Origin of the sequence: Planctomonas deserti (assembly GCF_003067705.1) — a bacterium.
Lineage (GTDB): Bacteria > Actinomycetota > Actinomycetes > Actinomycetales > Microbacteriaceae > Planctomonas > Planctomonas deserti.
Window position 1 is genome coordinate 1 of sequence record NZ_QANL01000189.1, and the last position, 533, is coordinate 533.

The window sequence follows — 533 nt, forward strand, 5'->3', positions numbered from 1 at the left end:
CCGTGGATGGACACCACCCTCAACGCCGATGCGCGCGCTGCGCTGCTGCTGAAGGCGATGACCGAGGATGAGAAGTTCCAGATGCTGCACAGCTACTTCGGGCTGGGCAAGGATGGTGGCCCGCTGCCGGAAGGTGCGGTCGGCTCGGCCGGTTTCGTGCCGGGCGTGGCGCGGCTGGGCATTCCATCGCAGCAGTCGGCCGATGCCGGCGTCGGCGTGACCAATCCAGGCGGCATCCGCCCGGGCGACTTCGCCACGGCGATGCCGTCGGGCCCGTCCACCGCCTCCAGCTGGAACCGTGCGGTCGCCTTCGCCGGCGGCGCAACGATGGGCCGTGAGGCGTGGCAGCAGCGTTTCAACATCCTGCTGTCGGGCAGCGTCAACCTGCAGCGCGACCCGCGCAACGGCCGCAATTTCGAGTACGCCGGCGAAGACCCGCTGCTGGCCGGTTCGATGGTCGGTGCGCTGATCCAGGGCGTGCAGAGCCAGCACGTGATCTCCTCGATGAAGCACTTCGCGCTGAACGACATGGA

Annotated in this window: 1 protein-coding gene; it reads left to right on the plus strand. The window is 68.5% G+C overall.

All coding sequences use genetic code 11. The features are described from left to right. Positions 1 to 533: glycoside hydrolase family 3 N-terminal domain-containing protein (locus tag DAI20_RS20225; protein WP_168927718.1), on the plus strand; the 533-nt coding region annotated here is incomplete at both ends.